The organism is Phycicoccus sp. Soil803 (genome assembly GCF_001429685.1).
Classification (GTDB): Bacteria; Actinomycetota; Actinomycetes; order Actinomycetales; family Dermatophilaceae; genus Pedococcus.
Map to the genome: position 1 here is coordinate 1,968,302 of NZ_LMST01000001.1, position 26,111 is coordinate 1,994,412.

Sequence of the window (26,111 nt, forward strand, 5' to 3'; positions counted from 1 at the left end):
TCTGAAGCCGCCGGTCTCGACGGCACCAGCCGTCCGGTTCGACGACCCGGCACGCGAGGACTGCACGAACCGCCCGATCATGCCGCGATTCGCTCGGACCTACTGAGGACCGATCGACGTGTCAGGCCCGATAGTCCTCGAACTCCCAATAACCCATTCGTGCCAGGCGCTCACCGATCTCGTGCCACGTCCGGGCTTGAACTGACTCCACACGTCCAGCCAGCCACCTGCGAAGAGCGTTCTGGTCGAACGAGGCGAAGTGATCCGAGGTGTGCGTCACTCCGCCGCGAGTCGGATCGCCGCGACGTCCGCTCATGCCGATGAGCGCGCACTACGCTGCGAAGCGTGGGCCAGGATGACGAGGGGATGGCGACCGCGGTGCCGTCCACCGACGACAAGACCGTGGCGGACCGCCTGACACTCATCTCGCGCGTGGAGTGGTTCGAGCTAGAACAGCCGGTGTTCGTTCAAGAGGGCGAGTGCTACTGGGTTGACCGAGGCTCGAGGAGCCTCGTAGTTGAAAGCGCAGAGGGCCACAGAAGGTCCTTCTCGGCGAAGCCGTCGGGACCTGACACCCCCCGTTGAGCCATCCGCACATGCCGCATTCCGATCGAGCACGGGCGGCTGCCGCGCCAACAGGAGAGATGCTCCCGTGAGCCAGACCCAGGAGCAAAGGCTGATCGGTCATCTGGCTTTGGCTCTGGAAGGAGTGGCCAACGACCTCGAAGTAGTACGTCGCTGCCCCCCAAGAATCGAAACTATCGCCGCGCGACTCCTCCCAAAGGCGTTTGAACCATCGACTCGGCACCGGCTAAGCCTTGCACGCAACGCACTCTCACGCCGCAACCCGCTCGCGGATCGAGGGGGATCAGGAGCGCTTGTCTCCGACCGTAGTCACGACGCTTAGCGTGCCCGTTGTTGCGACCAGCACTATGAAGAGCAGGCCGAGTGGCCCTTGCAGGCGTTCCCCAACTGGCCGCGTGAATCCCAGGACGAGGCCGACGCCAAGTCCGCCGAGGCCGGAGATTAGGAGAGCGAGGTTCGTGATGCGCTTCCACGGCTTCGTCACCGCGGACTCGGTCGGACTCGCGTCCTCGCGTGCCCGTCGTTCGTTCACGTCCTCAGCGTGCACTTCAATCTCCGCTCATGCGGCTGTTCGCGCACTCGGCCGATGAGCGGACGCTGCAAATCATCCAGAAGTGTCTGGTGGTCTAGGAGCCGAATCCCGTCGGTAGCTGGTCGGCCACTCGAACACTGCGTCCCGGTCACCGGCTTTGAACGCTCTATCTGCCGCCATGACGCAAGCCCAGAGGTCCGCGGGAAACCGACCGCGGCTCTTCTTCCCGAGCGATGAAGCGTCAGTACAACGTGTAGTTCGAGGACGGGCTCGGCTTCTCTGTGTCGCTGAGCGGGCCTAGACACACTGCTTGAGGACGGGTCCCTTGTTCCGACGCTGGATGTACTTGGCCATGCTCGACGTATGTCTCTCCAACGCCCGCTCATGCCGCGGAGCGGACGGTCGATCATGCCGATGAGCGATCACAGCGTCGCGGCCTGCAAGCATGAGCGTTATGAGGCATGAGGCCAGCCGGATCGACGTTCAGCGCGAGGTCGTCCTAAGGACGCCGCGATTGAGCCTAACCTCATGGCGAGTCGACGACGTTGAGTCATTGCACGAGGTGCACTCCGATCCACAGACGATGGAATTCGTCCGCAATGGACGTCCTGAATCGCGACCGGAGGTCGAGCAGTTGGTCGATCAATACATCGCGGAGCACGCCGCGCGTGGGTGGACCAAGTGGCGCCTAGCGGACTTCGATGACCAGTTGGTTGGTAGGGCAGGCTTCGGTGGAACTTCCGAGAGCCGGGGACTGAGCTATCTCATCCGGCGAAGTCGGTGGGGACTCGGGCTGGCCACTGAAATCGCCGAAGCCCTCGTCGGCTGGCACCTGTCGCACACCGTTGGTGTCCCGCTCCGGGCCATCGTCGCGGTCGGCAACGACGCCAGCGCCAGAGTGCTGGAGAAAGTCGGCTTCGACGAGGCCGGGCTAGAAGACTTTGAGGGGACGATCTGCCGCGCATTCATGCATCCGGAATCCGACTAGCCCAAGCTGGATGCGAAACGCACTCACTCGCCGCTGTGCGGGTGCCGCCGAGACCGCGCCGGACAGCGCGCTGACCACCGAGGACGGCGGCAATCGGGCGTCCGGTGCCTTCGCGAATCTTGTGAGATCGGCACTCCATCGCGAGACCGTAGACGTCTTCCCTCAGCGCTGATTAGCGCTCGTCCTGAGGTAGTCGAAGCGCGAGAACCAGTCCAGTCACCTGCTTGGTGAGGGCCAGTGTTGGCTCGTGCGCAGCAACTGCTCACCAAGGCGCAGGCCGTCCTGAGGGGAGCCGTCTCGACCCGGCCTCGCCGCCGCCCTTGCCTGGCCTCGGAGGCGTGTTTGCGGTCGAGGTCGAGGTCATGGCGGGGTCAGTCCATTCCAGGGTCGAGGGCGCCGCGGTATGCGGCCCGGTAGAGGCGGGCGGCGGTGACCATGCGCCCACCGTCGGGGGTTATGCAGACGGTGCGCATGGCGGGTGACGCGTCGAACGGGGATGCCTCGGACCCGGAGGCGGCGGCGCGTCCGGCGTCCTCGGCGATGGCAGCCATGAGGTCGAGGTCGAGCAGCGGGGGCACGGTGAAGGCGACGGTGGTGAGGTCGAGCGGGACCGTCGGCGCGGTGTCGACAGGTGCGGTCATCGGGGGGACCTTTCACGGGCGGGGTCGGTGCAGGACCCGCCGGGGTCCGGGGCGATGCTCGGACGGTAGCAGGGCTCCGGGTGGGCCGCAGCGGACTGCGTCGAGTCGCGGATGAACGGTTCGTCTTCGATGGGCCTTCTCCCGCCTGAGCGTCGTCTCGCCCGCTCATGTCGCTGTCAGCGCGGGTGCCGGCAGAACCGAGGCCCGCGGCATACCGTCATCGACGCAGCCAACCCGCGTGGCACGTAACGCCGGGGAAACACAACTAGGGCAAGATCCGACACATGGATCGTCAGCAGGAGTTCGTCCTTCGCACCATCGAGGAGCGCGACATCCGCTTCGTGCGGTTGTGGTTCACCGATGTGCTCGGGACCCTCAAGTCCGTCGCCGTCGCCCCCGCCGAGCTCGAGGGGGCCTTCGCCGAGGGCATCGGCTTCGACGGCTCGGCCATCGAGGGCTTCGCCCGCGTCTACGAGGCGGACATGCTGGCCAAGCCCGACCCGGCGACGTTCCAGGTGCTCCCGTGGCGCGGTGAGAACCCGGGGACCGCGCGGATGTTCTGCGACATCACCCTGCCCGACGGTTCACCGAGCCACGCCGACCCGCGGCACGTGCTGCAGCGGGCGCTGAGCCGGGCCAGCGACCTGGGCTTCACCTTCTACACCCACCCCGAGATCGAGTTCTACCTGCTCAAGGCCGGGTTCAAGCCGGGCGACAACCCCGAGCCGGTCGACCAGGCGGGCTACTTCGACCACGTCCCGCACGGCACCGGCCACGACTTCCGGCGCGCGGCGATCACCATGCTCGAGTCGATGGGGATCTCCGTCGAGTTCAGCCACCACGAGGGTGGCCCCGGCCAGAACGAGATCGACCTGCGCTACGCCGACGCGCTGTCCACGGCCGACAACATCATGACCTTCCGCACCGTCATCAAGGAGGTGGCCCTCGAGCAGGGCATCTTCGCCTCCTTCATGCCCAAGCCGTTCGCGGAGCACCCGGGTTCGGGGATGCACACCCACATGTCGCTGTTCGACGGCGACAGCAACGCCTTCTACGAGGCCGGCGCGCCCTACCAGCTGAGCAAGGTCGGTCGGCAGTTCATCGCCGGTCTCCTGCGGCACGGCGCGGAGATCACCGCCGTGACCAACCAGTGGGTCAACTCCTACAAGCGGCTCTGGGGTGGCGGTGAGGCACCGGCCCACCTGACCTGGGGCCACAACAACCGATCGGCGATGGTGCGGGTCCCGATGTACAAGCCGGCCAAGGGCCAGAGCAGCCGGGTGGAGGTCCGCACCCTCGACGCGGCCTGCAACCCCTACCTCGCCTTCGCGCTGATGCTGTCGGCCGGGCTCAAGGGCATCGAGGAGGACTACGACCTGCCCGCCGAGACCGAGGACGACGTCTGGGGCCTGACCTCCTCCGAGCGCCAGGCGATGGGCATCGAACCGCTGCCCACGTCGCTCTACGAGGCCATCCGCGTCATGGAGAAGAGCGAGCTCGTCGCCGACACCCTGGGCGAGCACGTCTTCGACTTCTTCCTGCGCAACAAGCGAGCCGAGTGGGACGACTACCGCGGCGAGATCACCCGGTTCGAGCTCGAGCGCTACCTGCCCGGGCTCTGACGCCCGGACACCGCAGCCACCGGCCCGAGTGCCACCGGCCCGAGTGCCATGCCGACCAGCAACTAGGCTGACCCGGTGACCTCCGGCCGCCTTGTCTCGCAGACGGCCACCTTGGCCCGCCTCGGGTTCGCCGACCCGCCGCGCGCCGTCCAGCTGCTCGGGGACCCTGCCCTCGCCGGTCTGGTCGACCCGCTCGACGACCTCTTCAGCGACGGCCTGCCCGACGCCCTCGGCGTCGTCGCCGACCCCGACCTCGCGCTCCTCAGCCTGGTCCGGCTGATGGAGTCGCTGCGTGCGTCCGCACCCCGTCGCCGCGACGACGAGTCCGGCGTCGGCGCCCAGGTGTCCGGTCTGGTCGCGGCCCTGCGCCACCGCGGACCCGCGCGCGACCGGCTCCTGGCGGTGCTGGGCGCCTCGACCGCCCTCGGCGACCACCTCGTGGCCCACCCCGAGCACTGGAGCAGCGTCGCCCAAGCCCGGCCACTGACGCCGACCGAACGCGTCGAGGAGCTCGTCGCCGCGGTGAGCGCACCCGGTGCGCACACGGCATACGACGCGCTGCGGATCGGCTATCGACGGCAGCTGCTCGCGATCGCGGCCCTCGACCTGACGTCGGGGGAGCCCGAGCGGGCCCTGCCCGAGGCGGCCGCCGCGCTGGCCGACCTCGCCGAGGCGGCGCTGGAGGCGGCGCTGGTCATCGCCCGCACCGAGGTGGGGGAGCAGGCCGACCTGTGCGACTTCGCCGTCATCGGGATGGGCAAGACCGGCGGCCGCGAGCTCAACTACGTCAGCGACGTCGACGTCATCTTCGTGGCCGAGCCCCGCGAGGGCGTCGACGAGGCCAGCGCCATCGCCGCCGCGACCGGCCTGGCGACCCACCTGATGCGGGCCTGCTCGACCAGCACGGGTCAGGGCACCCTGTGGCCGGTCGACGCGGCCCTGCGCCCGGAGGGCAAGAACGGCCCCCTGGTGCGGACCATCGACAGCCACCGCACCTACTACGAGCGCTGGGCCAAGACCTGGGAGTTCCAGGCGCTGCTCAAGGCCCGCCCGGTGGCCGGTGACCGCGAGCTCGGCGCGGCCTACATCGCGGCCGTCAACCCGCTGGTCTGGCGCGCGGCGTCGCGCGACAACTTCGTCGAGGACGTCCAGGCCATGCGCCGCCGCGTCGAGCAGCACGTGCCGTCGGGGGAGGCCGCCCGTCAGCTCAAGCTGGGGCCCGGTGGGCTGCGCGACGTCGAGTTCAGCGTCCAGCTCCTCCAGCTCGTGCACGGTCGGTCCGACGACTCGCTCCGCTCGGGCACCACGTTGGAGGCGCTCGACGCCCTCGCCCGCGGCGGCTACGTGGGGCGCGAGGACGCGGCCACCCTCGACGCCTCGTACCGGTTGTTGCGGACCCTGGAGCACCGGATCCAGCTGTTCCGCCTCCGGCGCACCCACCTCATGCCGACCGCCGACAGCGACCTGCGCCGCCTCGGACGGGCGCTCGGCCACCGCTCCGACGCCGCCAAGGCGGTCGTCGCGCAGTGGCAGCAGCAGGCCCGCGAGGTCAGGCGGATCCACGAGCGACTCTTCTACCGACCGCTCCTGGCCGCCGTGGCCCGGCTCAGCTCGAGCGACGCCCGGCTGGCTCCCGAGGCCGCCCGGGAGCGGCTCGCCGCCCTCGGCTTCCGCGATCCCGCGGGCGCCATGCGCCACCTCGAGGTGCTGACCGCGGGGGTGAGCCGCCGCGCGGCGATCCAGCGCACCCTGCTCCCGGTGATGCTGGGCTGGTTCGCCGACGAGGCCGACCCCGACGGGGGACTGCTGGCGTTCCGCAAGGTGAGCGAGGAGCTCGGCTCGACGCACTGGTACCTGCGCCTGCTGCGCGACGAAGGGTCGGCCGCGGAGCGGCTCGCCCACACCCTCGCGCGCAGCCGGTATGCCGCGGACCTCCTCGTCGGCGCACCGGAGTCGGTGGCCATCCTCGGCGACGCCGGCGGCCTCACCCCGATCTCCCGCGAGGACCTCATCCGCCGGATGCGGGCCGCGGCCGGGCGGCAGTCCGACCCCGACAAGGCGGTGCGGGCCGCGCGCAGCATCCGGCGGCAGGAGCTCTTCCGCATCGCGGTGGCCGACCTGTCCGGCAGCCTCGACCTGGACGGGGTCGGGACTGCCCTCACCGACCTGACGGCCGCCCTCGTCGAGACCGCCCTGCAGGTCGCGATCCAGACCGTCGAGTCCAAGCACGGCCAGCTCGTCACCGACGTCCTCGTGGTCGGCATGGGCCGGCTCGGGGGCGGCGAGATGGCCTACGGCTCCGATGCGGACGTCCTCTTCGTGCACGACCCCCACGAGGGCGCGAACGACGCAGCCGCGCAGGAGCAGGCCCTCGAGACCGTGCAGGAGCTGCGTCGCCTCCTCTCCTCGGCCGGTCCCGACCCGCAGCTGGGTCTGGACGCCGACCTGCGACCGGAGGGGAAGAACGGACCCCTCGTCCGCAGCCTGCCCAGCTATCGCGCCTACTACGGTCGCTGGTCGCTCACCTGGGAGTCGCAGGCGCTGCTGCGCGCCACCCCGCTGGCCGGTGACCTCGAGCTGGGAGAGCGCTTCGTCGAGCTGATCGACCCGCTGCGCTGGCCCCGCGAGGGGCTCACCGGGCCGCAGGTCAGGGAGATCAGGACCCTCAAGGCACGGATGGAGGCGGAGCGGCTGCCCCGGGGCGCCGACCCCAAGAGCCACTTCAAGCTCGGGCGCGGTGGGCTGTCCGACGTCGAGTGGACCGTGCAGCTCATCCAGATGCGACACGCTCACGCGGTCCCGGCCCTCCGGACCACGAGCACCCTTCCGGCGCTGGACGCTGCGGAGGAGGCCGGGCTGATCGAGGTCGACCAGGCCTCGGCGCTGCGCGACGCGTGGTCGTTCGCGTCGCGCCTGCGCAACGCCTCGGTGCTCTACCGGGGCCGGCCGGTGGACAGTGTGCCGTCGGACCTGCGGGTGGCCGACGGGGTGAGTCGGATCCTCGGGGGAGAGCCCGGGAGCGGGGCAGACCTCGCGGAGAACTACCGACGCGCAGCCCGCCATGCGCGGACCGTGATGGAGCTCAACTTCTACGGCTCCGCCTAGGAAGGTACGGTCGGGCGCATGGCCAGCGGGACGGACGACACGGTCACCGTGGCCTCGTTCGCCGAGGTGCTCCGCGCCCCGCTCGCCCGCCCGGTCCTCGCGGCGGCGATGCTGTCGACGTGGGGCGACCACATCGCTCGCATCACCGCCGCGGCAGTGGTGTTCAGCTGGACCGGATCGGCGCTCGCCACGGCCGCGACGTTCGCGGTCGCGCTGGTGGCCAGCCCGCTGGGAAGGACGCTGCTCGCGCCGATCCGGGGCCGGTTGACCCCCCGCGCCTGCCTCATCGGCAGTCACCTGATCGCAGCGCTGCTGGTCGGTGTCCTCATGGTCGTGGTCGCCACCAGCCGGTCCGTCCTGCTGGTCCTGACGCTGGTGGCCCTGATCGGGTTCGTCGCAGGCCCCGCGGTCCCCAGCAGCCGGCTGCTGCTCACCGCCATCGTCCCCGACCGGCGCCTCCACACCCACGCCGCCGGGCTGAGCACCCTTGCGGTGCAGGTGAACCAGGCCATCGGGCTGGCCGTCGGTGGAGCCGCCATGAGCCTGATCGGTGGCACCAAGGCCCTCGTGCTCGACCTGCTGACGTTCGTCGTGGGTGCGGTGGTCCTGATCACGGTGAAGCCTCCCCAGCCCACGGTCGGGCCCGGCGCAGCCCCGCTGCCCAGCCGGCTCGCCGACCTCCGCCGCGGCTGGCACCAGGTCCGCGGCAGCCGGGCCCTGACCGCCGTGCTGGGGCTGTTGGTGGCGAACGCCCTGGCCATCGCCGCGCCGGCGGCCGTGGCCCTGCCGTATGCCGCGCAGCAGGACACGTCGTCGACCTGGGGAGGCCTGCTGATGGCCGCGCCGATCCTCGGTGCCGTGGTCGGCCTGCTGCTCATCGGGCGGCTCCCCGCGGAGCGCCAGGCCTCGCTCGTGCTCCGCCTCGCGCTGCTGACCCCGCTGCCGCTCCTCGTCACGATCCTCGAACCACCACCGCCGGTGGTCTGGCTCGCGTGGTTCGGCTGCGGTGCCCTTCAGTGCCACCTCCGGCCGCTGGAGTCCGCCTTCGCCGGACTCGCCCCCACGGCCGGGCGCGGCGGGGTCCTCGGGCTGGCTGGCGTCCTGTCGGTGGTCGTGACCGGGGCGGGCTTCGTCGTCGCGGGCTGGATCTGCGAGCGGACCACCCCTGCCGCCACCGTTGGCATCTGCGCCGTCGTGACCTTGGGCGTCCTCGTCCTGCTGGCCGCCAAGTGGCCCCAGGACGTGCTGCCAGGGAGCGCGAGACCGGGGGCTGAGACCGCACCGGGACGCCCCACGCGCCCCACCTAGACTTGCCGCATGCTCTCCACGATCGACCTGCGCGGACGGGAGCTGGGCGTCCGCGAGCTGCGCCACCTGCTGCCCCGCGCCGAGTTCGACGTCGCCGCGGCGGTCGAGACGGTCCGGCCGATCTGTGAGGACGTCCGTCATCGAGGCGCCCAGGCCCTCTACCAACTGGGGGAGCGGTTCGACGGCGTCCGCCCGACCGCCCTGCGGGTGCCCGCCGAGGTGCTGCAGGCCGCCCTCGCGGAGCTCGACCCGCAGGTCCGCGCCGCGCTCGACGAGGCGATCCGACGCGTGCGCCTCGTGCACGAGGACCAGCGACGCACCACCACGACCACCACCGTCGTGCCGGGTGGGGAGGTCAGCGAACGCTGGGTGCCGGTCGACCGGGTCGGTCTCTATGTCCCGGGCGGTCGCGCGGTCTACCCCTCCAGCGTCGTCATGAACGTCGTGCCGGCCCAGATCGCCGGCGTCGGCTCGCTGGCCGTGGCCAGCCCGCCGCAGCGCGACAACTCCGGGGTCTTCACCGGCTACCCCCACCCGACCGTCCTCGCCGCCTGCGCGTTGCTGGGCGTCGACGAGGTGTATGCCGTGGGCGGCGCCCAGGCGGTCGCGGCCTTCGCCTTCGGGTTCGAGGACGAGTCCGGTGCGAGCGGTGCCGCCGTGGTCTGCGAGCCGGTCAGCCTCGTCACCGGACCGGGCAACATCTACGTGGCCGCGGCCAAGCGCTACCTCAAGGGCGTCATCGGCATCGACTCCGAGGCCGGACCGACCGAGATCGCGATCCTCGCCGACGACACGGCGGTGCCCGCCCACGTCTCGGCCGACCTGGTGTCCCAGGCCGAGCACGACCCGCAGGCCGCCTCGGTGCTCGTCACCGACTCGGTGGCGCTCGCCGACGCGGTGCGCGCCGACCTCGAGGACCGGGTGGCGAACACCAAGCACTCCGAACGGGTCCGCGAGGCGCTCACCGGGCCGCAGTCGGGCATCGTGCTGGTCGACGACCTCGACGCCGGCCTCGCGGTGGTCAACGCCTACGCCGCGGAGCACCTCGAGCTGCAGGTGGCCGACGCCGCCGCCGTCAGCGAGCGGGTCCGCAACGCCGGCGCGATCTTCGTCGGACCACACTCGCCGGTCAGCCTGGGCGACTACGTCGCGGGGTCCAACCACGTGCTGCCCACCGGCGGCTGCGCCTGCCACAGCAGCGGGCTGTCGGTGCAGTCGTTCCTGCGTGGCGTGCACGTCGTCACCTACTCCCGGGCGGCGCTGGAGGAGGTGGCCCACCACGTGGTCACCCTGGCGCAGGCCGAGGACCTCCCGGCCCACGGCGAGGCGGTCCAGGTCCGGTTCGGGCAGGGCTGACCCGACCATGACCCAGACCCCCGACGACGGTGGCATCACCGCGCTGCTCCGTGACGACCTTCGCGGTGAAAAGCCTTACGGCGCACCGCAGCTCGACGTGCCCGTCCGACTCAACACCAACGAGAACTCCTACCCCGTCCCGCCGTCCGTCGTGGCCGAGATCACCGCCGCGGTCGCCGCGGTGGCGGCCGACCTGAACCGCTACCCCGACCGTGAGTTCACCGAGCTGCGGACTGCCCTCGCGGCATACCTGTCGTCGTCGGGAACCTCCGTCGACCCGGCGCAGGTCTGGGCCGGCAACGGCTCCAACGAGGTGCTGCAACACGTGGTGCTCGCCTTCGGCGGCCCCGGTCGCACGGCCCTGGGCTTCACCCCCGCCTACTCGATGCACCCGATCATCAGCGGCTCGGTCGGCAGCACGTGGGTCAACGGGCTGCGCGGAGCGGGTGGCACGCCCTTCGACCTGACCGTCGAGTCCGCGGTCGCCCAGGTCCGCGCCCACGACCCCCACGTCGTCTTCCTCTGCTCACCGAACAACCCCACCGGCACTGCCCTGGGGCTCGAGGTCGTCGAGGCCGTGTATGCCGCGGCGGAGCGTGCCGTCGTCGTCGTCGACGAGGCCTACGAGGAGTTCGCCCGCCCCGGCACGCCGAGTGCCCTGACCCTGCTCGAGGGCCGTCCCAGGCTCGTCGTCACGCGGACGATGAGCAAGGCGTTCGCGTTCGCGGGAGGGCGGCTCGGCTACCTCGCCGCCGACCCTGCCCTGGTCGACGCCCTCCGACTCGTGCGGCTGCCCTACCACCTGTCCGCCCCCACCCAGGCGATCGCGCTGGCCGCGCTGCGGCACGCGCCCGAGATGCTCGCGACCGTCGAGGTCATCAAGGAGCAGCGCGACCGGATCGTCGCAGAGCTCGCCCGGCTCGGGCTCGACCCGGTCGCCAGTGACGCCAACTTCGTCCTGTTCGGCGGTCTCGACGACGCCGCGCAGACCTGGCGGGCGCTGCTGGACCGGGGAGTACTGGTCCGCGACGTGGGGATCCCCCACTATCTTCGTGTCACGGCCGGGACCCCGGCCGAGACCGGTGCGTTCCTCGCCGCCATGGCGCAGGTCGCCCGAGCTGAGCAGGACAGGAGCGCCCCGTGACGCAGGACAACGGAACCTTCGACAGCGTGGCCGGTGACCGCACCGTCTCGCTGAGCCGCTCCACGTCCGAGTCCAGCGTCGAGCTGGAGCTCAACCTCGACGGCACGGGGCAGTCCGACATCTCCACCGGTGTCCCCTTCTACGACCACATGCTCGCGTCGCTCGCCAAGCACTCGCTCATCGACCTCCGGGTCAAGGCCAGCGGCGACGTGCACGTCGACGCCCACCACACGGTCGAGGACGTCGCCATCGTGCTCGGCGACGCCCTGCGCGAGGCGCTGGGCGACAAGCGCGGCATCTCCCGCTTCGGCGACGCGACCGTCCCGCTCGACGAGGCCCTGGTGCAGGCGGTCGTCGACGTCGCCGGTCGCCCCTACGTCGTGCACACGGGCGAGCCCGAGGGCCAGGCCTACGTCGTGATCGGCGGCTCCTACGTCGGCTCCTTGACCCGCCACGTCTGGGAGTCCTTCGCCGGCCGGGCCGGGATCGCGCTGCACGTGCGGGTGCTGTCCGGGCGCGACCCCCACCACATCGTCGAGGCCCAGTTCAAGGCGGTGGCGCGGGCCCTGCGCGCCGCCGTCGCGCGCGACCCCCGGGTCAGCGGCATACCCAGCGCGAAGGGCAGCCTCTCCACGTGAGCGCGCCGTGGCAGCCCGCGCAGGAAGCGCGCGGACTGCTCCTGGTGAGCGGCGAGACCGGGCCGGTGTCGACGTGGGTGCGCCGAGGGTTGGTGGCCTGCCAGGTCATCCCGCTCGGGTCGTGGACCGCCGTGGTGCCGACCGAGTCGTCGTCGCGCGCCGAGCCGCCCTACGACGACGCCGTCACGGTGCTCGCGGCGCGACCCGTGCCCCGTCGCCTGCGCAGCGCCCTGGGTTTCTTCACGATCGACGGACGTGCCGTCGTGACCGTCCAGGGTCCCGGCTGGCGCACCGGGGTCCGGTGGCTGGTCTGGGAGCCCGGCGCCGGGCTGGTCCGGGCGCCCGGCCTCGAGCTGGCCCGACCCGCGGACCTGCTGGCTGCGGCCGGCCGCAAGGGTGATCCTCGCGCGGTGACCGACATCGTGGGAAGCCGCGACGGGCGGGCCGACGTGGTCCTCACCGACCTGCTCTCCGTGCTGGGTCTACCGGGCTCCGACCTGGTCGGGCCCAAGGTCGGGCTGCGTGGCCAGGTGGTGGCCCCGACCGCCCAGTCGGTGGCCCGGTTCGACGCCCGGATGGCCGAACAGGCCCGTCATCGTTCCGAGCTGGAGGAGAACTCATGAGCCGGGTGGTCGTCTTCGACTACGGCAGTGGCAACGTCAGGTCCGCGGTCCGCGCGCTCGAGCACGTCGGCGCCGACGTCGAGCTGACCGGCGACCGGTCGACCGCGCTCGCGGCCGACGGGCTGTTCGTGCCCGGGGTCGGCAACTTCCACGCCTGCATGGCCGGACTGCGCGCCGCCGACGGTCCCGCCGTGATCGACCTGCGGCTCTCGGGGGGCCGACCGGTGCTCGGCGTCTGCGTCGGCATGCAGGTGCTCTTCGACGGCTCCGACGAGCCGAGCGGCTCCCCCCAGGAGGGGCTGGGGGAGTGGCCGGGGTCGGTGTGCCGCCTGAAGGCGGAGGTGGTGCCCCACATGGGCTGGTCCGACGTCGACGTCGCCGCCGGCTCCACCCTCTTCGCGGGCGTCGAGTCCGAGCGCTTCTACTTCGTGCACTCGTATGCCGTGCAGGCCTGGACGCTGGAGGAGCCTACCGGCGCCTTCGCCGCCGTCGCACCCAAGGTCACCTGGGCCGACCATGGCGGCCGCTTCGTCGCGGCGGTCGAGAACGGCCCGCTGTGCGCGACGCAGTTCCACCCCGAGAAGTCCGGGGATGCCGGCCTGTCCCTCCTCGAGAACTGGGTGCGATCGCTGTGAGTGCCACCAGGAAGTCCACCAGGAAGTCGACGACCCGCAAGGCGACGACACGGAGGGCCACGAGCTCGACCCGACGGCGTCGCACCACGACCACGACGCGGCGCACCCGGCCGAAGGTCGCGACGACGGTCGGCGCCGCCCTCGGGACCCTCGTGGTCACCTTGCTGCTCGACGCGTCCTGGCCCGTGCGGATCGGCCTGGTGCTGCTCGCCCTGCTGCTCGTCGGCGGCTACCTCTACCTGCAGGGCCGCCGCCACGACGCGACCGAGCCCCCGACCTCATCCACCCCACCCACGGAGGACACCCCATGAGCGCCCCCCGGCTCGAGCTCCTGCCCGCCGTCGACGTCCAGGGCGGTCGCGCCGTCCAGCTGGTCCAGGGGGTGGCGGGCAGCGGGGGTGAGTTCGGCGACCCGTGGGAGGCCGCGCTCGCGTGGCAGGAGCAGGGCGCGGAGTGGCTGCACCTCGTCGACCTGGACGCGGCCTTCGGCCGGGGCTCCAACCGGGAGCTGCTCGCCGACATCGTGGGCCGGCTCGACATCCGGGTGGAGATGAGCGGCGGGATCCGGGACGCCGCATCCCTCGACGCCGCGCTGGCCACCGGGTGCCGCCGGGTCAACCTCGGCACGGCGGCGCTCGAGGACCCGGAGTGGACTGCCCGTGCCATCGCCGAGCACGGTGACCGCGTCGCGGTCGGGCTCGACGTGCGGGGTACCACCCTCGCCGCGCGTGGGTGGACCAAGGACGGCGGAGACCTGTGGGAGACCCTCGACCGGCTGGACCGGGAGGGCTGCGCCCGCTACGTCGTCACCGACGTCAACAAGGACGGCATGCTCAAGGGCCCGAACCTCGACCTGCTCCGCGACGTGTGTGCCCGGACCGACCGACCGGTCGTGGCGTCCGGGGGAGTGTCGACGCTCGACGACATCGAGGCGATCCGCGGGTTGGTGCCGGAGGGTGTCGAAGGGGCGATCGTCGGGTCCGCGCTCTACCGCGGCGCGTTCACCCTCCCCGACGCGCTCGACGTGGCGGGCCGGCCGTGAGCCAGAGCGGTCCGCGCGACTCGGCCGGCACCCCGTTCGGGGGCCGGGAGCTCAGCAGCACCGGCTTCGACGACGACACCGGTGCGGCCGACCCCGCGTTGGCCGGCGCGCTCGGCGACCCCGGCGACGAGGTCGGCCTGATGGCCGCGCTCGGCGCCGCCCGGCTGCTCGTGCCGATCGTGGCCGAGCCGGTCTCGGTCGACACCTCCGGTGAGCACTCCACCGGGGGCCTCACCGTGGAGAAGCAGACCGACCTGGCCGCCGTGACCCTCGTGGCACCGGATGGCACCCGCGCCCTGCCCGTCTTCTCCTCGATGGCCGCCATCGCGGCGTGGGACCCCCGGGCCAGGCCGGTGCCGGTCACCGCGGCGCGCGCGGGTCAGGCCGCGGTCAGCGAGCGGTGCGACGTCATCGTCGTCGACGTCGCCGGACCGGCCACGGTCGCCCTGCGACCGAGCATGGTCTGGGCCCTGGCCCAGCAGCGCGAGTGGTTGCCGGCGCACGAGGACGAGGTGGTCCGGCGCTCGGTGGCCACGGCCGTGCGTGAGCAGGACGCGGTGCTGTCACACGAGGTCGGCCCCGGCGCCCCGGGCGAAGGGGTCCTGCGGATCTCGCTGACCCTGCGGCCCGGTCTGGACGCGGCCGCGGTCCAGGCCGTCGCCACCGCGGTGGGCGAGCGGCTGGCGACCGACGGCGAGATCCGGGCCCGGATCGACGGACTGGCCTTCGCGATCTCCTGACGCCGGCCCGCGGGGCTCAGTCGCCATGGGGCGGCGGCAGCTCGGTGACGCGCACGACGGCATCGACCGGCAGGGCGGCATACAGGTGCGGGAAGGTCTCCCCGGTCTGCGGGTTGCCGACCTCGACGACGGGAGGCTCGGTGAGCCGGGCCTCGTCGATCTCGAGCAGCAGCAACGGGCCGGCGAGGTCGCCGTAGTAGGCCCGGCGCACCACCGGCCACTGCTGGTCCGACGAGCAGTGGATGAAGCCCTCCTCCTGCATCGTCCGACCGCGGGTGGACTGCGCGTAGGAGCCGGTGGCGACGGCGTCCTCCCAGTGCGTGGGCTCGGCCAGGTGGTAGATCGTCACGCGGCGAAACTACCGCGCGGCTGACAGGAGCACCGTGACCTGACCACGGTGTCCACTGACAGGAGCAAAAGTCGTTTGGCCGGTGTCGGTGGCTGGTGCGAGAGTAGGGGGGTGCTGCTCGCCAACGCCCGCTACCGTCGCGTCCTCGCCAGTGCCGCGCTGCGGCAGGCGCTGGTGCTGGGCTTCCTGGTGCGCATGCCGATCTTCGCCGGTGGGGTGGTGCTGACCCTCCACGTCGTCAGCCACCTCGGTCGGCCCTATGCCGCGGCCGGGCTGGTGTCGGCCGCGGCGACCATCGCCATCGCGGTGAGCGGTCCGTGGCGCGGCAAGCTGCTCGACCGGCGGGGCCTGCGCCGGGTGGTCGTGCCCTCGATCGTCGTGGCGGCGGTCTGCTGGTCGATCGCCCCGTTCGTCTCGTACTGGTGGCTGCTCGCGCTCGCCGCGCTGGCGGGGCTGTTCGTGATCCCGTCGTTCTCGATCATCCGCCAGGCCGTCATCGCCGCCGTCGACGAGGACGACCGGCGCACCGCGATCTCACTCGACTCCGTCGCGGTCGAGCTGTCCTTCATGGTCGGACCGGCCGCCGGGGTCTGGGCCGCGACCGTGTGGCCCACCCAGTGGGTCCTGTTCGCCATCGAGATGCTGGGCGTGCTGGCCGGGGTGCTCCTGTGGTTCGCCAACCCGGTGCTGCACGACGAGGCCGAGGCCGCGGTGGACGACGAGGGGGTCAGTGTCGAGGTGCCGCGAGTCGTGCGCTCGCAGTGGTTCAAGGCCCGCTTCCTCGTCATCTGCCTCGCCGCAGCGGCGACCACCCTCGTCCTCGGGGGGACCGACATCGCGATCGTCGCGGCCCTGCGCGACTTCGACGCCCAGCCGTCGATCGGGTGGGTCCTGGCCGTCTGGGGCTTCGGCTCGCTGCTGGGTGGGCTGGTCTACGGCGGGTTGCACAAGTCGGTGTCTGCCTTCTGGCTGCTCGGTGGGCTGGCGCTGGTCAGTGCACCCATGGCCCTGGCGCTCGGCGTCGGGTCGCTGGCGGCGCTGTCGTTCGTGGCCGGCCTCTTCTGCGCCCCCACCATCACGGCCACCGTCGACCAGGTCAGCCGGGTCGTGCCGGGCGCCGCCCGCGGCGAGGCGATGGGCTGGCACGGCTCGTTCATGACCGGCGGCATGGCGCTCGGCGCGCCGCTCGCCGGCTTCGCGATCGACCACCGGGGCTGGCAGGCCGGGTTCCTGCTCGTCGCCGCCGTGGGGCTCCTGGTCGCCCTGGTGGGCGCGCTGGCCACGTCGGGGCGGGCGACCGAGCGTCGGGCCGCGCACCGCCTGCGCGCCACCGCCGACGCCTGAGCGACCCCGGGCGGGGAGTGCTGCCCATGTCGGGACGGCGGTCCTGCGGATAGCCTGCGGCGACACAGGCAACGGCCGACTGGGGGCAGCGTGGACGACCGGAAGGGCATGCGCGAGGACCGCGTGCGTGACATCGCCGCGCGCCTCAGGACGCACGCGCGGTGGTTGGACGAGGCGACCGCCGACGTCCAGAAGGCCGTGGCCACCCTGCGGCCGGTGTGGACCGGCCCCGACGCGGCGGCCTTCGTGCGCCGATCCGGAGCGATGGTCCACGACGTCGAGTCGGCCGCCGCCGGGGTCCGCCAGCTCTCGGCCGAGCTCTTCGCCGAGCTGCAGGCCCAGGTCGAGGCCAGTGCCGTCTCGGACGGGCACGGAGACGGTCCGTCGGTGCCGCTCGACCAGACCACCGAGCAGGACGGCCCCGACATCCCCCTCGACCCCGAGCTGCCGGTGCGACCCCAGGACCTCCTGTGGGCGCTGTTCGGTGCCGACTCCCCGTGGACCCCACAGGGCCTGGCCATCGACGCCGGCGGCGGCCTCCTCCTCACCACGCTCTACAACGCGCACGACACCGCCGACGGGCTGCTCGTCATCCAGGACGCCGCCACCGGTGAAGTCCTCAACACCGTCCGGCTCGCCGGGATCGACCACTACGGCGGGGTGGCCGTGCACGGTGACCACGTGTGGGTGTCCGGAGCCGGGCAGGTCCAGCTCTACTCACTGTCCGAGCTGCGCGCGGCCGACAACGGCAGCACGGCGCCGGTGCACGACAGCTTCCCGGTCGACGGCTACAGCACCGTGACCTACCACGACGGCCAGCTCTGGACCGCGCAGTTCAACGGGCACGGGAGCGACCGGATCTACACCTACGACGTGGGCGCGGACGGCAGCGTCTCGGCCATCCCGAGCTCGGTCATGGGTGGCGAGCAGGAGATGCAGGGCATCGCGGTCAACGACGACTACGTCTACGTCTCGCAGTCCGAGGGCCGCGACGCGGAGCACAGCACCCTCACCCGGATCGACCGGGCCACGGGGGAGCGGGAGTCGATCGAGATCCCGTCGACGATGGCCGAGGGCATCGCGCTGCACGGCAACCAGCTGGTCCAGACCTACGAGTCGGGCGCGGCGCAGTACGCCGACGGCCGTGGCCCCCGGTCGACGACGACGGTGCGCGACCTGGACTGACGTCGGCGACGACGGTGACATCTGGTCAGACGACCGAGCCGGTGAGCTTCTCGCCGGGGCCCTGGCGATGCCGAGAGCTGGGTGACGTCTGGTCAGACGACGGAGCCGGTGAGCTTCTCGCCGGGGCCCTGCCCGGGCGGGTCCTGGATGACCGAGGCCTCCCGGAACGCCAGCTGCAAGGACTTCAGCCCGTCGCGCAGGGGAGCGGCGTGCTGGCTGCCCAGGTCGGGGGCGCTGGCCGTCACCAGCCCCGCCAGCGCCGAGATCAGCCGCCGTGCCTCGTCGAGGTCGAGGTGCTCGGCCGCATCGGGCCCCTCGGCGAGCCCGCACTTGACCGCCGCGGCGCTCATCAGGTGGATCGCGGCGGTGGTGATGACCTCCACCGCCGGCACCTCCGCGATGTCCCGCGTGGCCTGCTCGTGACCTGCGGCTTCGCCGTCGTGGTCGGCAGCGGCGGGATTGGGAGATTCGGTGCTCACGCTGGTAGCCTTTCAGATCGACCGGCCGTGTCCATCGTCGGGTGACCTGAGAGGGTCGCCCAGCAGCGGGCCCGGTGTGCAAGTGAAGCAGCACCTGCTTCCACCCGCGTCAACCGCACGGTTGCCGGGTCCACGGAGTCACCGAGGCGTATGCCGCGGGCGCGAGCCACGCGGCATACCTCCCCTCGGGGGCGAGTGACGGACAGGTGAGGCTTCCCGCGCAACGGCGACGGGGAGCCTTTCTTCGTTGCAGCGGCCGCCCTCGTGACATCAACAGCAGCACCTTCACGGCAGTGAACTTCCAACAGAGGAGCACCAACATCAGCGAACCTCGCATCAACGACCGCATTCGGGTACCCGAAGTGCGGTTGGTTGGCCCCAACGGAGAACAGGTCGGCATCGTGCGCGTCGAAGACGCACTGCGTCTGGCTGCCGAGGCTGACCTCGACCTCGTCGAGGTCGCCCCGATGGCCAAGCCTCCGGTCGCCAAGCTCATGGACTTCGGCAAGTTCAAGTACGAAGCGGCACTCAAGGCACGCGAAGCGCGCAAGAACCAGGTCAACACGGTCATCAAGGAGATCAAGCTCCGCCCGAAGATCGACCCGCATGACTACGGCACCAAGAAGGGCCACGTCGAGCGGTTCCTCAAGGGTGGCGACAAGGTCAAGGTGACGATCATGTTCCGCGGACGCGAGCAGTCGCGCCCCGAGCTCGGGTTCCGCCTCCTGCAGCGCCTCGCGGAGGACGTGCTGGAGCTGGGCACCGTCGAGTCGGCCCCCAAGCAGGACGGCCGCAACATGATCATGGTGCTGGCCCCGACCAAGAAGAAGTCCGAGGCGATGGCAGAGCAGCGCCGCGCCCGGACCTCGCACGAGCCGGCCAGCGGTGCGGAGCAGTCCGCCGCCCCTGAGCAGGACGCTGAGCAGGCCCCGGAGCAGAGCCCCGAGCAGACCAGCCCCGAGCAGACCAGCCCCGAGCAGACCACCCCTGACGCAGCCCCCGCGGCAGCGGAGGCCACGGCCGACCAGGCCTGAGCACGACCTGCACGACCGAACGACGCACGAACCACCGAACAGTCGGTCGCCTCATGAGGCGAGCGCATCGACAGCAAGGAGATCGGCAGCCATGCCGAAGATGAAGACGCACTCCGGTGCCAAGAAGCGGTTCAAGATCACCGGCACGGGCAAGGTCATGCGCGAGCAGACCAACGGCCGCCACTACCTCGAGCACAAGTCCTCGAAGTACACCCGCTCGATCGCGAACGACGTCGAGGTGTCCAAGCCGGACGCCAAGAAGGTCAAGAAGCTTCTCGGCCGCTGAGCCGAGCCCACCCCCACCAGCACAGCCGGGCTCAGCACAGCAGTTCCGGACGCTAGACCTACACAGCAAGGAGAACTCACGTGGCACGCGTGAAGCGGGCGGTCAACGCCCAGAAGAAGCGCCGGGTCGTCCTCGAGCGCGCCAGCGGTTACCGCGGGCAGCGTTCGCGGCTCTACCGGAAGGCCAAGGAGCAGGTCACCCACTCCCTCGGGTACGCCTACCGTGACCGTCGCGCCCGCAAGGGTGACTTCCGTCGCCTCTGGATCCAGCGCATCAACGCCGGCGCCCGCGCGAACGGCATGACCTACAACCGGTTCATCCAGGGCCTCAAGGCCGCGGAGATCGAGGTCGACCGTCGCATGCTGGCCGAGCTCGCCGTCAGCGACGAGGTCGCCTTCACCGCCCTCGTCGAGATCGCCCGCGCGAACGTGCCGGCGACCACGGAGACCGCGGCTGCGTCGGCCTGATCGACCAAGCACCTCCGAGCGCCGGGACATGCCCCCGCCGACCCACCGCGAGCCACCTGTGATGACCAACCCAGGGGCCGAGCGCGTGAAGTCGGTGAAGGCACTGTCCCGGCGCTCAGTGCGTCTGCGCACCGGACGGTTCCTCGCGGAGGGGCCGCAGTCGGTGCGTGAGGCCGTGGTCCACCACCCGGAGCAGGTGGTCGACCTCTACCTCACGGCGCAGGCCCGGACCCGCCACGCCGACGTCGTCGAGGCGGCGACCGAGGCCGGGCGCTACCTGCACGAGGTCAGTGACGAGGTGCTCGCCGCCATGTGCGACACGCCCACCCCGCAAGGGCTCGCTGCGGTCTGCACGACGACGACCGCGACCCTCGACGAGGTGCTCGCGTCCGTGCCCCGCCTGCTGGTGCTGCTCACCAACGTGCGCGACCCGGGCAACGCGGGCACGGTCATCCGCGGTGCCGACGCCGCCGGCGCCGACGCGGTGCTGGTGAGCGACGCGTCGGTCGACGTGCACTCGCCCAAGGTGGTGCGGTCCACGGCGGGCTCGTTGTTCCACCTGCCGCTGGTCACCGGGCTGCCGATCGAGGAGACCGTGGGTCGGCTCCGAGCCGCCGGGATCAGGGTCCTCGCGGCCGACGGAGCCGGAGACGTCCTGTTGCCGCAGGTCGACCTGGCCCCGCCCCATGCGTGGGTGATGGGCAACGAGGCCTGGGGTCTGGCGCCCGAGGTGCGCGACCTGTGCGACGAGGTCGTCCGCGTCCCGATCTACGGCCGGGCCGAGTCACTCAACCTCGCCATGGCCGCCACGGTGTGCCTCTACGCGTCTGCAGCCGCACACAACCGTTAAGGTCGGCGGCATGGACTTCCAGCCCGGCATGCTGATGGACACCCAGTCCGCTGGCACTGCCGCCGAGCTGATCCCGGACGGCCTGGTGGCCGCGGACGCCGACGGTCGGATCCTCTTCCTCAACACCCGCGCGACCCGCATCCTCGGTCGTCCGCGGGAGGAGCTCGTCGGCGCCGACATCCGCGAGGCGGTCGACCTGCAGGACAGCGACGGCTCGTCCTGGTGGACCGTCACCAACCCGTGGGGTGGGCTGCGGATCCGCACCGGTCACCGCGAGAAGCTCCTCATGCTCCGGCACAACGGACGTGAGGTGCTGGTGACCGCCAAGTACCTGCGACCCGGGCGCAACCAGCCGGTGAACCAGGTCAACATCCTCATGCGCGACGCGTTGTACCGTCGCCGGGCCGAGGCCGAGAACGCTGCCGTCATCTCGACGGTCGCCCACGAGCTGCGTTCGCCGCTCACCTCGGTCAAGGGTTTTTCGTCCACGCTGCTGCGCCGGTGGGACCGCTTCAGCGACGACCAGAAACGGCTGATGCTCGAGACCATCGAGGCCGACGCCGACCGCGTCACCCGGTTGATCACCGAGCTGCTCGACGTCTCGCGGATCGACTCCGGTCGGCTCCAGATCCGCCCCCTGCCGATCGACGTCTCCGCCGTCTTCCAACGGCACGTCGAGCGGGCGGTGGCCAGTGGGCTCGACCGAGACCGCTTCGCGATCGAGGTCTCCGACGAGCTGCCCGAGGTGTGGGCCGACCCGGACCGGCTCGACCAGATCCTGTCGAACCTCATCGAGAACGCCTTCCGCCACGGCGAGGGAGTCGTGACCCTCGCCGCCCAGCGCTCCTCCGACGACGGGCAGGCCGCGCTCGAGGCCAGGGGTCACCACGCCGCGGGCGTCGACCTGCTGGTCGCCGACCAGGGCAAGGGCATCGCCTCCGACCACCGCCACCTGGTGTTCAGCCGGTTCTGGCACGGCTCCGGGCGCGGCAGCACCGGGCTCGGGCTCTACGTCGTCAAGGGACTCGTCGAGGCGCACGGCGGACGGGTCCAGGTCGAGGACGGGCACGCAGGTGGCGCGCAGTTCCGGATCAGCCTGCCGTCCGAACCGCCCGACTACCTCGCCTGAGCGGCCGGGCTGCCTCGCCCGAGCCGCCCATCCGGTGAAACCGGGTTGCGCCGCCCCGGTGGGCCGGGTCAGGCTGGCGAGGTGAGCAGCGAGCTGGAGCGATTTACCGTGCCTTCGGGCGCGGTCGCACCGCTGCACTGAGGGCACACCCGGCGACGCCTCTGCCTGCGTCACCACGCCGCCCACGCGGCACACCTCCTGCACCCAGCACTCGCCCCGAAGGCTGAACCCGGACCCCGGGCCGCATCCGTGCGGCCCATAGACTTTCGGCGCACCGCCTACGGTGGGCCCGTCTGCGGCACCGCCAGTGTGCCGAGCCGACGAGCTGACGAGCAGAGTGGAAGAGATGTCAGGACCCAACAAGCAGTACGACCCCGTCGAGGTGGCCGCACTCGACCCGGCCGAGGTCGAACAGGCCGTGGCGGACGCCCGGCAGGCGATCGCAGCGGCGGGCACCCTCGACGAGCTCAAGGCCGCCCGCCTGGCGCACCAGGGGGAGAAGAGTCCGCTCGCGCTGGCCAACCGCGAGATCGGGGCCCTTCCGCCGAGCGCCAAGGCCGAGGCCGGCAAGCGTGTGGGGCAGGCTCGGGGGCAGGTGTCGCAGGCGCTGGCCGCCCGCCAGGCCGAGCTCGAGGCCGACCGCGACCGCCGCATCCTCGTCGAGGAGACCGTCGACCTCACGGTGCGCGTCCCGCGACGGCCGCTGGGGGCGAGGCACCCGATCAGCCTGGTCTCCGAGCGGGTCGAGGACATCTTCGTCTCGATGGGCTGGGAGATCGCCGAGGGCCCCGAGGTCGAGTCGGAGTGGCTGACCTTCGACGCCCTGAACATCCCGGCCGACCACCCCGCCCGACAGGAGCAGGACACCTTCTTCGTCGAGCCGGCCGGCTCCGGGCTGGTCCTGCGCACCCACACCTCCCCGGTGCAGGTCCGCACCATGCTCGACCACGAGCCGCCGATCTACGTGCTGTGCCCGGGCAAGGTGTTCCGCACCGACGACCTCGACGCCACGCACACGCCGGTGTTCCACCAGTTCGAGGGCCTGGTCGTCGACGAGGGCATCACCATGGCCCACCTCAAGGGCACGCTCGACGCGTTCGTCCAGCGGCTGTTCGGTGAGGGCATCGTGACCCGGCTCCGGCCCAACTACTTCCCCTTCACCGAGCCCAGCGCCGAGATCGACTGCCGGTGCTGGGTCTGTGGCGGCTCGGGCTCGCTCGACGGCGAGAAGTGCCGCACCTGCGGTGGCACCGGCTGGATCGAGCTGGGCGGCTCCGGCATGGTCAACCAGCGCGTGCTGCGCGCGGCCGGTGTCGACACCGACCGCTACACCGGTTTCGCGTTCGGCCTGGGCATCGAGCGCTCGCTCATGCTGCGCCACAACGTCGGGGACATGCACGACATCGTCGAGGGAGACGTCCGCTTCTCCCAGCAGTTCGGAATGGAGATCTGATGCACGCGCCCGTGTCCTGGCTGCGCGAGCTCGCCGACGTCCCCGCGGACGCCACCGGTGAGGACATCGCCGCCGCCCTCGTGCGGGTCGGCCTCGAGGAAGAGGGGCTGCACGGTGGCGACATCTCTGGACCCCTCGTCGTCGGGCGGGTCCTGTCCGTCGAGCCCGAACCGCAGAAGAACGGCAAGACCATCAACTGGTGCACCGTCGACGTCGGCGAGCACGGCCAGCGGCTCACCGAGGGCAAGCCGCAGGAGATCGTCTGCGGCGCGCACAACTTCGGCGTGGGCGACCTCGTCGTCTGCGTCCTGCCCGGTGGGGTGCTGCCCGGGGGCTTCGAGATCTCCGCGCGCAAGACCTACGGGCACGTCTCCAACGGCATGATCTGCAGCCAGGCCGAGCTCGGCCTGGGTGACGACCACTCGGGGATCATCGTGCTGACCGAGCTGCTCGGTGCGGACGCCGCCGCAGACCTGAAGCCGGGTGACGACGCCATCGCGCTGCTCGACCTCGCCGACGAGGTCGTCGAGGTCAACGTCACGCCCGACCGCGGCTACTGCTTCTCGTTGCGCGGCATCGCGCGCGAGTACGCGCTGTCGACGGGGGCGGCCTTCCACGACCCGGCCGAGGCCCCCGACCTCGTCGTCCCCCAGGCCAACGACCACGGGTATGCCGTGCACCTCACCGACGACGCCCCGCTGGGTGGGCGGGCCGGGTGCGACCGCTACGTGGCGAGGGTGGTCCGGGGTGTCGACGTCACGGCCGCCAGCCCGGCCTGGATGCGGAAGCGGCTGACCCAGGTGGGCATGCGCCCGATCTCGCTGGCCGTCGACGTCACCAACTACGTGATGATGCTGCTCGGCCAGCCACTGCACGCGTTCGACCTCGACACCCTGTCCGGGTCGGTCGGGACCCGGAGGGCGCGGGCGGGGGAGAAGCTCACGACCCTCGACGACGTCGAGCGGCTCCTCGACCCCGAGGACCTGCTGATCGTCGACGGCGCCGACACCCCCCTCGCCATCGCCGGCGTGATGGGCGGTGCGACCTCGGAGGTCACCGGCACGACGACCAACGTCCTGATCGAGGCGGCCCACTTCGACCCGATCACGGTGGCCCGCTCGTCGCGTCGCCACCGCCTCACCACCGAGGCGTCCAAGCGGTTCGAGCGCGGGGTCGACCACGCCGTGACGGCCGCCGCGGCGCAGCTCGCGGTGGACCTGCTGGTCGGCCACGGTGGCGGCACCGCCGACGAGGGCGTCACGGACGTCGACCTGAGGGTCGCGGCCGAGCCGTTCGACTTCGACACGACGCTGCCCACCCGCTACATCGGGCTGGACTACCCGCGGGCCGAGGTCCTCACGACCCTGCGCGCCATCGGGTGCGAGGTCGTGGAGCCCGCCGGGGACGGAGCCGGGGACACCCACGTCGCCGTGCTGCCGCCCTCGTGGCGACCTGACCTGACCGACGGCCCCGAGCTGGTCGAGGAGGTCGCGCGGGTGCGCGGCTACGACCAGATCCCGTCGGTGCTCCCGCAGCCCAAGGCGGCCGGGCGCGGGCTGACCCACGGCCAGCGGATTCGCCGGGTCGTCGCCACGACGCTGGCCCACCAGGGCCTCGTGGAGGTGCTGAGCTACCCGTTCGTCGCGCCCTCGCTCTTCGACCGGCTCGCGTTGCCGGCCGACGACGAGCGTCGCGCCGCGGTGCGGCTGGTCAACCCGCTCTCCGACGAGGCGCCACTGATGCGGACGTCGGTGCTCGACACCCTGCTCGACACCTTGCGTCGCAACGTGGCGCGCGGGTCGCGCGACGTCGCGGTCTACGAGATCGGTCTGGTCACCCGGGCCAGCAGCGCACCCACCAGCGCTCCCGTCCCCGGCATCGAAGCCCGACCGGACGACGCCACCCTGGCCGCCATCCTCGGTGCCGTGCCTGCGCAGCCGCGCCACGCGGCATACGCGGCTGCTGGTGAGCTGGAGCGCGGCGGTCCGTGGGGGCCCAGTCGGCAGGCCGAGGCCGCCGACGCCGTCGCGTGGGCCCTGGCCGTGGGTCGCTCGGTCGGGCTCGAGCTGGTGGTCAGTGCGACCGACCGGGCGCCCTGGCACCCCGGTCGGTGCGCCCAGCTGGCTCTGGCCGACGGGACGGTGGTCGGCCACGCCGGCGAGCTGCACCCCAAGGTGACCAGCGCGCTCGAGCTGCCGCCCCGCACCGTCGTGGGCGAGCTCGACGTCGACGTCCTCGTGGCCGCCACCGGTGTCCCGCTCGATGCGCGGGCCCTGTCGACCTACCCGCTGGCCCACACCGACGTGGCCCTCGTCGTCGACGAGCAGGTCGCGGCGGGCGACGTGGAGAGCGCGCTGCGCGCCGGAGCCGGCGAGAGCCTCGAGTCCGTGGTGCTGTTCGACGTCTACCGCGGTGAGCAGGTGGGGGAGGGCCGCAAGTCGCTCGCCTACCGCCTCACCTTCCGGGCCGCCGACCGGACCCTCACCACCGACGAGGTGAGTGCCTTGCGTGACCGCGCCGTCGCGGAAGCCGCGACCCGCACCGGCGCGAGCCAGCGGTGACCGATCCGGTTGCGG

26 protein-coding genes are annotated in these 26,111 nt (G+C 71.8%); 22 read left to right on the plus strand and 4 right to left on the minus strand.

The genetic code is table 11. From position 1 onward, the window contains the following. Nucleotides 1–121: 121 nt before the first annotated feature. On the minus strand, nucleotides 122–316 hold the full coding sequence (locus ASG95_RS22380) for an Imm8 family immunity protein (RefSeq protein WP_157581866.1): 195 nt from the start codon (nucleotides 314–316) through the stop codon (nucleotides 122–124). A 29-nt stretch (nucleotides 317–345) separates the two neighbouring features. On the opposite strand from ASG95_RS22380, the gene ASG95_RS09040 reads away from it, so the two are divergent. After that, nucleotides 346–585, plus strand: a complete 240-nt coding sequence (locus tag ASG95_RS09040; protein ID WP_057377247.1) for a hypothetical protein — start codon at nucleotides 346–348, stop codon at nucleotides 583–585. 986 nt (nucleotides 586–1,571) lie between these two features. After that, complete coding sequence (locus ASG95_RS09050; RefSeq protein ID WP_057377249.1) at nucleotides 1,572–2,105, plus strand: GNAT family N-acetyltransferase; 534 nt, start codon at nucleotides 1,572–1,574, stop codon at nucleotides 2,103–2,105. A gap of 371 nt (nucleotides 2,106–2,476) precedes the next feature. On the opposite strand, the gene ASG95_RS09055 is transcribed toward ASG95_RS09050, so the two are convergent. Further along, nucleotides 2,477–2,746, minus strand: coding sequence for a hypothetical protein (locus tag ASG95_RS09055; protein WP_056923405.1), 270 nt, complete (start codon nucleotides 2,744–2,746; stop codon nucleotides 2,477–2,479). Nucleotides 2,747–3,030: 284 nt separating this feature from the next. Between ASG95_RS09055 and glnA the strand changes: the two genes are divergently transcribed. From glnA to ASG95_RS09110, 11 genes are all read left to right on the plus strand, one after another. Further along, on the plus strand, nucleotides 3,031–4,368 hold the full coding sequence (glnA, locus tag ASG95_RS09060) for a type I glutamate--ammonia ligase (RefSeq protein ID WP_056923404.1): 1,338 nt from the start codon (nucleotides 3,031–3,033) through the stop codon (nucleotides 4,366–4,368). Nucleotides 4,369–4,443: 75 nt separating this feature from the next. Beyond that, entirely contained in the window at nucleotides 4,444–7,473 is a 3,030-nt protein-coding gene (locus tag ASG95_RS09065; RefSeq protein ID WP_057377250.1) for a bifunctional [glutamine synthetase] adenylyltransferase/[glutamine synthetase]-adenylyl-L-tyrosine phosphorylase, read from the plus strand. A gap of 18 nt (nucleotides 7,474–7,491) precedes the next feature. Next, nucleotides 7,492–8,781 carry an MFS transporter gene (locus ASG95_RS09070; protein ID WP_057377251.1) on the plus strand — a complete coding sequence of 430 codons (1,290 nt, stop codon included), beginning with the start codon at nucleotides 7,492–7,494 and terminating at the stop codon, nucleotides 8,779–8,781. Nucleotides 8,782–8,790: 9 nt separating this feature from the next. Next, nucleotides 8,791–10,137, plus strand: coding sequence for a histidinol dehydrogenase (gene hisD, locus ASG95_RS09075; protein WP_057377252.1), 1,347 nt, complete (start codon nucleotides 8,791–8,793; stop codon nucleotides 10,135–10,137). A gap of 7 nt (nucleotides 10,138–10,144) precedes the next feature. Beyond that, nucleotides 10,145–11,281, plus strand: coding sequence for a histidinol-phosphate transaminase (locus tag ASG95_RS09080; RefSeq protein WP_057377253.1), 1,137 nt, complete (start codon nucleotides 10,145–10,147; stop codon nucleotides 11,279–11,281). Beyond that, on the plus strand, nucleotides 11,278–11,919 hold the full coding sequence (gene hisB / locus ASG95_RS09085; protein WP_235543654.1) for an imidazoleglycerol-phosphate dehydratase HisB: 642 nt from the start codon (nucleotides 11,278–11,280) through the stop codon (nucleotides 11,917–11,919). Before ASG95_RS09080 ends, hisB begins: the two co-directional genes overlap by 4 nt. Further along, nucleotides 11,916–12,542: a hypothetical protein gene (locus ASG95_RS21285; RefSeq protein ID WP_157581868.1), complete on the plus strand. Its 627-nt coding sequence runs from the start codon at nucleotides 11,916–11,918 to the stop codon at nucleotides 12,540–12,542. The genes hisB and ASG95_RS21285 overlap by 4 nt, the downstream gene beginning before the upstream one ends. Then, nucleotides 12,539–13,177: an imidazole glycerol phosphate synthase subunit HisH gene (gene hisH / locus ASG95_RS09095; RefSeq protein ID WP_057377254.1), complete on the plus strand. Its 639-nt coding sequence runs from the start codon at nucleotides 12,539–12,541 to the stop codon at nucleotides 13,175–13,177. Before ASG95_RS21285 ends, hisH begins: the two co-directional genes overlap by 4 nt. Continuing rightward, nucleotides 13,174–13,488 (plus strand): hypothetical protein, encoded by a 315-nt coding sequence (locus ASG95_RS09100; protein WP_057377255.1) that lies wholly within the window; start codon nucleotides 13,174–13,176, stop codon nucleotides 13,486–13,488. Before hisH ends, ASG95_RS09100 begins: the two co-directional genes overlap by 4 nt. After that, nucleotides 13,485–14,219: a bifunctional 1-(5-phosphoribosyl)-5-((5-phosphoribosylamino)methylideneamino)imidazole-4-carboxamide isomerase/phosphoribosylanthranilate isomerase PriA gene (gene priA / locus ASG95_RS09105; RefSeq protein ID WP_056923396.1), complete on the plus strand. Its 735-nt coding sequence runs from the start codon at nucleotides 13,485–13,487 to the stop codon at nucleotides 14,217–14,219. Before ASG95_RS09100 ends, priA begins: the two co-directional genes overlap by 4 nt. After that, complete coding sequence (locus ASG95_RS09110) at nucleotides 14,216–14,959, plus strand: SseB family protein (RefSeq protein ID WP_056923395.1); 744 nt, start codon at nucleotides 14,216–14,218, stop codon at nucleotides 14,957–14,959. Before priA ends, ASG95_RS09110 begins: the two co-directional genes overlap by 4 nt. 16 nt (nucleotides 14,960–14,975) lie before the next feature. Here ASG95_RS09110 and ASG95_RS09115 read toward each other — a convergent pair whose 3' ends face one another. After that, nucleotides 14,976–15,308: a DUF952 domain-containing protein gene (locus tag ASG95_RS09115; RefSeq protein WP_056923394.1), complete on the minus strand. Its 333-nt coding sequence runs from the start codon at nucleotides 15,306–15,308 to the stop codon at nucleotides 14,976–14,978. A gap of 111 nt (nucleotides 15,309–15,419) precedes the next feature. Here ASG95_RS09115 and ASG95_RS09120 point away from each other — a divergent pair, with 111 nt between their 5' ends. Together ASG95_RS09120 and ASG95_RS09125 are read left to right on the plus strand one after the other, a co-directional pair. Further along, the gene (locus ASG95_RS09120; protein WP_235543656.1) at nucleotides 15,420–16,652 is read left to right on the plus strand and encodes an MFS transporter; all 1,233 of its coding nucleotides are present in this window, start codon (nucleotides 15,420–15,422) and stop codon (nucleotides 16,650–16,652) included. 90 nt (nucleotides 16,653–16,742) lie between these two features. Then, nucleotides 16,743–17,837: a hypothetical protein gene (locus tag ASG95_RS09125; RefSeq protein WP_157581870.1), complete on the plus strand. Its 1,095-nt coding sequence runs from the start codon at nucleotides 16,743–16,745 to the stop codon at nucleotides 17,835–17,837. Nucleotides 17,838–17,929: 92 nt separating this feature from the next. Here the strand turns inward: ASG95_RS09125 and ASG95_RS09130 are convergent, their stop codons facing one another. Then, complete coding sequence (locus ASG95_RS09130; RefSeq protein WP_057377257.1) at nucleotides 17,930–18,316, minus strand: DUF1844 domain-containing protein; 387 nt, start codon at nucleotides 18,314–18,316, stop codon at nucleotides 17,930–17,932. A 362-nt stretch (nucleotides 18,317–18,678) separates the two neighbouring features. Here ASG95_RS09130 and infC point away from each other — a divergent pair, with 362 nt between their 5' ends. From infC to pheT, 7 genes are all read left to right on the plus strand, one after another. Then, on the plus strand, nucleotides 18,679–19,350 hold the full coding sequence (infC, locus tag ASG95_RS09135) for a translation initiation factor IF-3 (protein WP_057377258.1): 672 nt from the start codon (nucleotides 18,679–18,681) through the stop codon (nucleotides 19,348–19,350). Between the two features lie 91 nt (nucleotides 19,351–19,441). After that, on the plus strand, nucleotides 19,442–19,636 hold the full coding sequence (gene rpmI, locus ASG95_RS09140) for a 50S ribosomal protein L35 (RefSeq protein WP_056923390.1): 195 nt from the start codon (nucleotides 19,442–19,444) through the stop codon (nucleotides 19,634–19,636). A gap of 80 nt (nucleotides 19,637–19,716) precedes the next feature. Further along, nucleotides 19,717–20,103 carry a 50S ribosomal protein L20 gene (rplT, locus tag ASG95_RS09145; RefSeq protein ID WP_056923389.1) on the plus strand — a complete coding sequence of 129 codons (387 nt, stop codon included), beginning with the start codon at nucleotides 19,717–19,719 and terminating at the stop codon, nucleotides 20,101–20,103. Between the two features lie 58 nt (nucleotides 20,104–20,161). After that, nucleotides 20,162–20,953 carry an RNA methyltransferase gene (locus ASG95_RS09150; RefSeq protein WP_157582462.1) on the plus strand — a complete coding sequence of 264 codons (792 nt, stop codon included), beginning with the start codon at nucleotides 20,162–20,164 and terminating at the stop codon, nucleotides 20,951–20,953. Nucleotides 20,954–20,963: 10 nt separating this feature from the next. Then, a complete protein-coding gene (locus ASG95_RS09155; protein ID WP_235543658.1) occupies nucleotides 20,964–22,082 on the plus strand; it encodes an ATP-binding protein in 1,119 nt (372 codons plus the stop codon). Nucleotides 22,083–22,428: 346 nt separating this feature from the next. Beyond that, nucleotides 22,429–23,535: a phenylalanine--tRNA ligase subunit alpha gene (gene pheS, locus ASG95_RS09160; protein WP_057377260.1), complete on the plus strand. Its 1,107-nt coding sequence runs from the start codon at nucleotides 22,429–22,431 to the stop codon at nucleotides 23,533–23,535. Further along, nucleotides 23,535–26,096, plus strand: a complete 2,562-nt coding sequence (gene pheT / locus ASG95_RS09165; RefSeq protein ID WP_057377261.1) for a phenylalanine--tRNA ligase subunit beta — start codon at nucleotides 23,535–23,537, stop codon at nucleotides 26,094–26,096. Before pheS ends, pheT begins: the two co-directional genes overlap by 1 nt. The last annotated feature ends 15 nt before the right edge of the window (nucleotides 26,097–26,111 follow it).

Coding starts and splice junctions, on each gene's coding strand:
- pheS (WP_057377260.1), top strand. CDS start 22,429: ATGTCAGGACCCAACAAGCAGTACGACCCCGTCGAGGTGGCCGCACTC.
- ASG95_RS09070 (WP_057377251.1), top strand. CDS start 7,492: ATGGCCAGCGGGACGGACGACACGGTCACCGTGGCCTCGTTCGCCGAG.
- ASG95_RS09050 (WP_057377249.1), top strand. CDS start 1,572: ATGAGGCATGAGGCCAGCCGGATCGACGTTCAGCGCGAGGTCGTCCTA.
- rpmI (WP_056923390.1), top strand. CDS start 19,442: ATGCCGAAGATGAAGACGCACTCCGGTGCCAAGAAGCGGTTCAAGATC.
- hisD (WP_057377252.1), top strand. CDS start 8,791: ATGCTCTCCACGATCGACCTGCGCGGACGGGAGCTGGGCGTCCGCGAG.
- ASG95_RS09080 (WP_057377253.1), top strand. CDS start 10,145: ATGACCCAGACCCCCGACGACGGTGGCATCACCGCGCTGCTCCGTGAC.
- priA (WP_056923396.1), top strand. CDS start 13,485: ATGAGCGCCCCCCGGCTCGAGCTCCTGCCCGCCGTCGACGTCCAGGGC.
- hisH (WP_057377254.1), top strand. CDS start 12,539: ATGAGCCGGGTGGTCGTCTTCGACTACGGCAGTGGCAACGTCAGGTCC.
- ASG95_RS09155 (WP_235543658.1), top strand. CDS start 20,964: ATGGACTTCCAGCCCGGCATGCTGATGGACACCCAGTCCGCTGGCACT.
- pheT (WP_057377261.1), top strand. CDS start 23,535: ATGCACGCGCCCGTGTCCTGGCTGCGCGAGCTCGCCGACGTCCCCGCG.
- ASG95_RS22380 (WP_157581866.1), bottom strand. CDS start 316: ATGAGCGGACGTCGCGGCGATCCGACTCGCGGCGGAGTGACGCACACC.
- glnA (WP_056923404.1), top strand. CDS start 3,031: ATGGATCGTCAGCAGGAGTTCGTCCTTCGCACCATCGAGGAGCGCGAC.
- ASG95_RS09055 (WP_056923405.1), bottom strand. CDS start 2,746: ATGACCGCACCTGTCGACACCGCGCCGACGGTCCCGCTCGACCTCACC.